The organism is Stutzerimonas stutzeri (assembly GCF_000935215.1).
Classification (GTDB): domain Bacteria; phylum Pseudomonadota; class Gammaproteobacteria; order Pseudomonadales; family Pseudomonadaceae; genus Stutzerimonas.
The window spans coordinates 23,862-29,861 of record NZ_JXXD01000061.1; the positions used below are offsets into that span (position 1 = coordinate 23,862).

Annotated in this window: 4 protein-coding genes; all 4 read left to right on the forward strand. The window is 60.5% G+C overall.

Going from position 1 to position 6,000, the window contains the following annotated elements; translation table 11 throughout:
• The first annotated feature begins 55 nt into the window (after positions 1 to 55).
• Positions 56 to 1,165, forward strand: a complete 1,110-nt coding sequence (gene hisC, locus LO50_RS08135; RefSeq protein WP_044314659.1) for a histidinol-phosphate transaminase — start codon at positions 56 to 58, stop codon at positions 1,163 to 1,165.
• Positions 1,162 to 3,405 carry a bifunctional prephenate dehydrogenase/3-phosphoshikimate 1-carboxyvinyltransferase gene (locus LO50_RS08140; protein ID WP_044314660.1) on the forward strand — a complete coding sequence of 748 codons (2,244 nt, stop codon included), beginning with the start codon at positions 1,162 to 1,164 and terminating at the stop codon, positions 3,403 to 3,405. The genes hisC and LO50_RS08140 overlap by 4 nt, the downstream gene beginning before the upstream one ends.
• Positions 3,402 to 4,091: a (d)CMP kinase gene (gene cmk / locus LO50_RS08145; RefSeq protein ID WP_014820643.1), complete on the forward strand. Its 690-nt coding sequence runs from the start codon at positions 3,402 to 3,404 to the stop codon at positions 4,089 to 4,091. Before LO50_RS08140 ends, cmk begins: the two co-directional genes overlap by 4 nt.
• A gap of 193 nt (positions 4,092 to 4,284) precedes the next feature.
• The gene (rpsA, locus tag LO50_RS08150) at positions 4,285 to 5,967 is read left to right on the forward strand and encodes a 30S ribosomal protein S1 (RefSeq protein WP_044314661.1); all 1,683 of its coding nucleotides are present in this window, start codon (positions 4,285 to 4,287) and stop codon (positions 5,965 to 5,967) included.
• The last annotated feature ends 33 nt before the right edge of the window (positions 5,968 to 6,000 follow it).

A 6,000-nucleotide genomic window follows, 5' to 3' on the forward strand; every position in this document is an offset into this window, starting at 1 on the left:
CGACCGGCTTGTACCTGCCGCCTGAAGCCTGCAGCCTGCAGCCTGAGGTTTTGTTATGAGTTGTGATTTCCTTGCCCTGGCGCAGCCAGGGGTGCAGAAGCTGTCGCCGTACGTACCGGGCAAGCCGGTTGAAGAACTGGCGCGCGAGCTGAGTTTGGACCCCGCAGGAATCGTCAAGCTGGCCAGCAACGAGAACCCGCTGGGGCCAAGCCCGAAAGTGCTTGATGCGATCAGGGCTGAGCTTTCGGAGTTGACCCGCTACCCGGACGGCAACGGCTTCGCGCTCAAGCAGCGACTTGCCGAGCGCTATTCGGTCGGAATCAATCAAGTCACCCTGGGCAATGGTTCCAACGACATTCTTGAGCTGGTTGCGCGCGCCTATCTGGCTCCGGGACTCAACGCCGTGTTCAGCGAGCATGCCTTCGCTGTCTATCCGATCGCGACGCAGGCGGTCGGGGCCGAGGGACGTGCCGTGCCGGCCAGGAACTGGGGGCACGACCTCGACGCAATGGCGGCGGCCATCGACGAGAATACCCGCGTGGTTTTCGTCGCCAACCCCAACAATCCCACCGGAACCTGGTTCGATGCTGCTGCGCTGGGTGGATTTCTAGCGCGCGTACCGGAGCGTGTCCTGGTGGTACTGGACGAGGCCTACATCGAATATGCCGAAGGGCAGGAGTTGCCGGATGGTCTGGCGTTTCTGGCCGACTATCCGAACCTGCTGGTTTCGCGCACCTTCTCCAAGGCTTATGGGCTTGCTGCGCTGCGGGTCGGCTACGCGATCAGTTCGCCGGTGATCGCCGATGTGCTGAATCGCGTCAGGCAGCCATTCAACGTGAACAGTCTGGCGCTGACGGCGGCTTGCGCAGCGCTGGATGACGTCGATTACCTGCTTGCCAGCCGCAAGGCGAATGATGCCGGGATGCTTCAGCTGGAAACGGGTTTCCGTCAGCTGGGACTGGAGTGGATCCCTTCGCGGGGCAATTTCATCGCGGTGGACTTCGCCCGTGATGCTGCGCCGATCAATCAGGCGCTGTTGCGCGAAGGGGTGATTGTGCGCCCTATGGCCGGATACGGTATGCCAACGTTCCTGCGTATCTCAATTGGCACCGAGCAGGAAAATGCACGCTTTCTCGATGTGCTGCGCCAGGTGCTCGCTCAGTGAATCACGCTCGTCACGCGCAACAGCCTTCGCCGATTGTGAATCGCCTGGTTGTGATCGGCCTTGGCCTGATTGGCGGCTCGTTCGCCAAGGGCTTGCGTGAGGCTGGCCTTTGTCGCGAGGTGGTCGGCTTCGATCTGGATGCACGCTCGCGTGAGCTTGCGGTCGAACTGGGCGTGGTGGATCGCTGCGCCGCGACGCTTGCAGAGGCTTGTCATGGGGCTGACGTCATTCAGCTTGCGACGCCTATCCTTGCGCTGGAGCGGCTGCTTGGTGAACTGGCGAAGCTCGAACTGGGCGACGCAGTGATCACTGACGTCGGCAGCGCCAAGGGCAATGTCGTGCGCTGTGCGCGTAAAGTGTTCGGCAACATGCCATCAAGGTTCGTGCCTGGCCACCCCATCGCCGGCTCCGAACTCAGTGGCGTGACGGCGGCGAACAGCACGCTGTTTCGACGGCACAAGGTGATCCTGACGCCGCTGGATAATACCGATCCGCAAGCGCTCATGCTGGTGAGCAAGCTCTGGTCGGCGCTGGGTGCGGATGTCGAGCATATGGAGGTGACGCATCACGATGAGGTTCTGGCTGCCACTAGTCATTTACCGCATCTGCTGGCCTTCGGACTGGTTGATTCGCTCGCCAAGCGCCATGAGAATCTCGAGATATTCCGCTACGCGGCAGGTGGTTTTCGCGATTTCACCCGTATCGCCGGTAGCGATCCGGTGATGTGGCACGACATCTTTCTCGCCAACCGCGAGGCAGTGCTGCATACCCTGGACGATTTTCGTGCCGACCTCGACGCGCTGCGCGTCGCGGTCGATGAAGGAGACGGGCACAAGCTGTTGGGCGTTTTCACTCGCGCCAAGGCTGCCCGGGAACATTTCAGCAAAATACTGGCTCGCCGAGCCTATGTGGACGTTATGCATTCCAATGACCTCGTTTTCCTCGCCAACCCTGGCGGCAGCCTGACCGGCCATCTGCGTGTGCCAGGCGACAAATCCATTTCTCACCGCTCGATCATGCTCGGCTCTCTTGCCGAGGGCGTGACGGAAGTCGAAGGCTTCCTGGAGGGCGAAGATGCTCTGGCGACCATTCAGGCGTTCCGGGACATGGGCGTCGTCATCGAGGGTCCGCATCAGGGGCGCGTGACGGTCCATGGTGTCGGTCTGCACGGCCTCAAGACCCCGCCCGGGCCGATCTACCTGGGCAACTCAGGAACCTCCATGCGGCTGCTGTCCGGTTTGCTCGCGGCGCAGCCGTTCGATACGACGTTGACGGGTGATGCGTCCCTCTCCAAACGGCCGATGAACCGCGTCGCCAAGCCGCTGCGCGAGATGGGAGCCGTTATCGAGACGGCACCGGAAGGGCGTCCGCCGCTGACCATTCGCGGCGGCCAGCGTCTGTCCGGCATGCATTACGAAATGCCGATGGCCAGCGCGCAGGTCAAGTCCTGCCTGTTACTGGCCGGCCTGTATGCAGCTGATCAGACCTCGGTAACCGAACCGGCTCCGACGCGTGATCACACCGAGCGGATGCTTCGCGGTTTCGGCTATCCGGTGACCGTCAAGGGCAGTACTGCGGTTGTCGAGCCAGGGCACAAGCTGCGTGGTACTCATATTGAAGTGCCTGCCGATATTTCTTCAGCGGCATTCTTCATGGTGGCGGCGAGCATTGCGCAGGGTTCGGAGATCGTGCTCGAGCATGTCGGCGTGAATCCGACCCGTACCGGCGTGATCGACATTCTGAAGTTGATGGGCGGCGACATCTCTCTGGAGAACCCGCGCGAGGTGGGCGGCGAGCCGGTGGCAGATATTCGCGTGTGTGGCGCGCAGCTCAAGGGTATCGACATTCCCGAGGACCTGGTTCCGCTGGCGATCGACGAGTTCCCGGTGCTCTTCGTGGCTGCGGCCTGCGCGGAAGGTCGTACCACGTTGCGCGGTGCCGAAGAGCTGCGGGTCAAGGAGTCTGACCGCATCCAGGTCATGGCGGACGGGCTGCAGACACTGGGGGTCAAGGCTGAACCGACCCCGGACGGGATTGTCATCGAAGGTGGTGCGATCGGTTCCGGTGAAGTCTGGGCGCATGGCGATCACCGCATCGCGATGTCCTTCAGTGTGGCTGCGCTGCGAGCCAATGGCCCGATTAAAATCCATGACTGCGCCAACGTGGCGACGTCGTTCCCCAACTTCCTCTCCTTGGCGCAGCGCGCCGGCATGCAGGTACATTCGGAGGGTGATTCATGATCAGGCCCGTTCCGGTCATCACCATCGATGGGCCGAGTGGCTCGGGGAAGGGCACAGTTGCAGCCTTGCTTGCGGGCAAGCTTGGCTGGAATTTCCTCGACTCCGGTGCCTTGTATCGCCTGCTGGCATTCGCAGCGCGCAATCACGGCGTCGATCTGACCAACGAAGAAGCGCTGAAGGTGCTCGCCGAGCACCTCGATGTCCAGTTTGGTGCCGCACGCGATGGGCACGGCATGATCATCATTCTGGAGGGGGAGGAGGTCACCGAGTCGATCCGTAACGAGCAGGTTGGCGCCGGCGCATCCCAGGTCGCAGCGTTACCGGTGGTTCGCACCGCCTTGCTGCAGCGACAGAAGGCCTTTCGCGAGGCGCCGGGACTGGTCGCGGACGGGCGTGACATGGGTACTGTGGTATTTCCCGACGCGCCGTTGAAGATATTCCTCACCGCGAGTGCGGAAGAGCGTGCTCGCAGACGTTACTTGCAGTTGAAGGCACGAGGCGATGATGTTAATCTCGCGAGTCTTCTTGAGGAGATTCGGGAGCGCGATGAGCGCGATACCCAGCGTGCGGTGGCCCCGCTGAAGCCGGCAGATGATGCCGTTCAACTGGATTCCACTACACTCTCCATTGATGAGGTGTTGCAAAAGATTCTGAGCGAAGTCGCCGACCGCGATTTGGCTGGATGATCGGAACGCCGAAAGGCGGCCAAACGGACCTTGAGTAGGCACAGCCAACAGGCTGTGCATCTCGGGGCCGTTAACAAGGAGGCATGTGGGAGACCAGATCCAGTCCCACAGGCCTTTTTTTATATGAATGAACCCACATTGTCTGGAATGTGGAGATTGGGCGGATTCTCGCCTGAAAACAGCAGGAATCAACATGAGCGAAAGCTTCGCAGAACTATTTGAAGAAAGCCTTAAATCCCTCGACATGCAGCCGGGTGCCATCATCACCGGCATCGTGGTCGACATCGACGGTGACTGGGTCACCGTGCATGCCGGCCTGAAGTCCGAGGGCGTCATCCCGGTCGAGCAGTTCTACAACGAGCAGGGCGAGCTGACCATCAAGGTGGGTGACGAGGTCCACGTTGCTCTGGACGCGGTCGAAGATGGCTTTGGCGAAACCAAGCTGTCCCGTGAAAAGGCCAAGCGCGCGGAATCCTGGATTGTTCTGGAAGCGGCTTTCGCTGCTGAAGAAGTGGTCAAGGGCGTCATCAACGGCAAGGTCAAGGGCGGTTTCACCGTCGACATCAACGGCATCCGTGCATTCCTGCCGGGTTCGCTGGTCGATGTCCGTCCGGTTCGCGACACCACGCACCTGGAAGGCAAAGAGCTCGAGTTCAAGGTCATCAAGCTCGACCAGAAGCGCAACAACGTTGTCGTTTCCCGCCGCAGCGTGCTGGAAGCCGAGAACAGCGCCGAGCGTGAGGCTCTGCTGGAGTCCCTGCAGGAAGGCCAGGTCGTCAAGGGTATCGTCAAGAACCTCACCGACTACGGTGCGTTCGTCGACCTGGGCGGCGTGGATGGTCTGCTGCACATCACCGATATGGCCTGGAAGCGTATCAAGCATCCGTCCGAGATCGTCAACGTCGGCGACGAGATCGATGTCAAGGTGCTGAAGTTCGACCGCGAGCGCAACCGCGTATCGCTGGGTCTGAAGCAGCTGGGCGAAGACCCATGGGTCGCCATCAAGGCTCGTTACCCGGAAGGCACCCGTGTTCAGGCTCGCGTCACCAACCTCACCGACTACGGCTGCTTTGCCGAGCTGGAAGAAGGCGTCGAAGGTCTGGTACACGTTTCCGAAATGGATTGGACCAATAAGAACATCCACCCGTCGAAGGTCGTACAGGTCGGCGACGAAGTGGAAGTCATGGTTCTGGACATCGACGAAGAGCGTCGTCGTATCTCCCTGGGTATCAAGCAGTGCAAGTCCAACCCATGGGAAGACTTCTCTGGCCAGTTCAACAAGGGCGACCGCATCTCCGGCACCATCAAGTCGATCACCGATTTCGGTATCTTCATTGGTCTGGACGGCGGCATCGACGGCCTGGTTCACCTGTCCGACATCTCTTGGAACGAGCCGGGTGAAGAAGCCGTTCGCCGCTTCAAGAAGGGCGACGAGCTGGATACCGTCATCCTGTCGGTCGATCCGGAGCGTGAGCGTATCTCCCTGGGCATCAAGCAGCTGGAAGACGATCCGTTCTCCAACTACGCCGCCGTCAATGACAAGGGCAGCATCGTTCGCGGTACCGTGAAAGAAGTTGACGCCAAAGGCGCCATCATCGATCTGGGCAACGATATCGAAGCCACTCTGAAAGCTTCCGAAATCAGCCGCGACCGCGTTGAAGACGCGCGCAACGTGCTGAAGGAAGGCGACGAAGTCGAAGCCAAGATCATCAGCATCGACCGCAAGTCCCGCGTGATCAGCCTGTCCATCAAGTCCAAAGACGTCGAAGACGAAAAGGATGCGATGAAAGAGCTGCGCACTAAGCAGGACGTAGAAAGCACTGGCCCGACCACCATTGGTGATCTGATCCGTGCTCAGATGGAAAACCAGAACTAAGTTCGGGTTCTTCATGAAAAAGGGCGACCTCGG

What these genes read in the sequence shown, in the direction of transcription:
- cmk (WP_014820643.1), top strand. Translation starts at nt 3,402, where the DNA reads ATGATCAGGCCCGTTCCGGTCATCACCATCGATGGGCCGAGTGGCTCG.
- hisC (WP_044314659.1), top strand. Translation starts at nt 56, where the DNA reads ATGAGTTGTGATTTCCTTGCCCTGGCGCAGCCAGGGGTGCAGAAGCTG.
- rpsA (WP_044314661.1), top strand. Translation starts at nt 4,285, where the DNA reads ATGAGCGAAAGCTTCGCAGAACTATTTGAAGAAAGCCTTAAATCCCTC.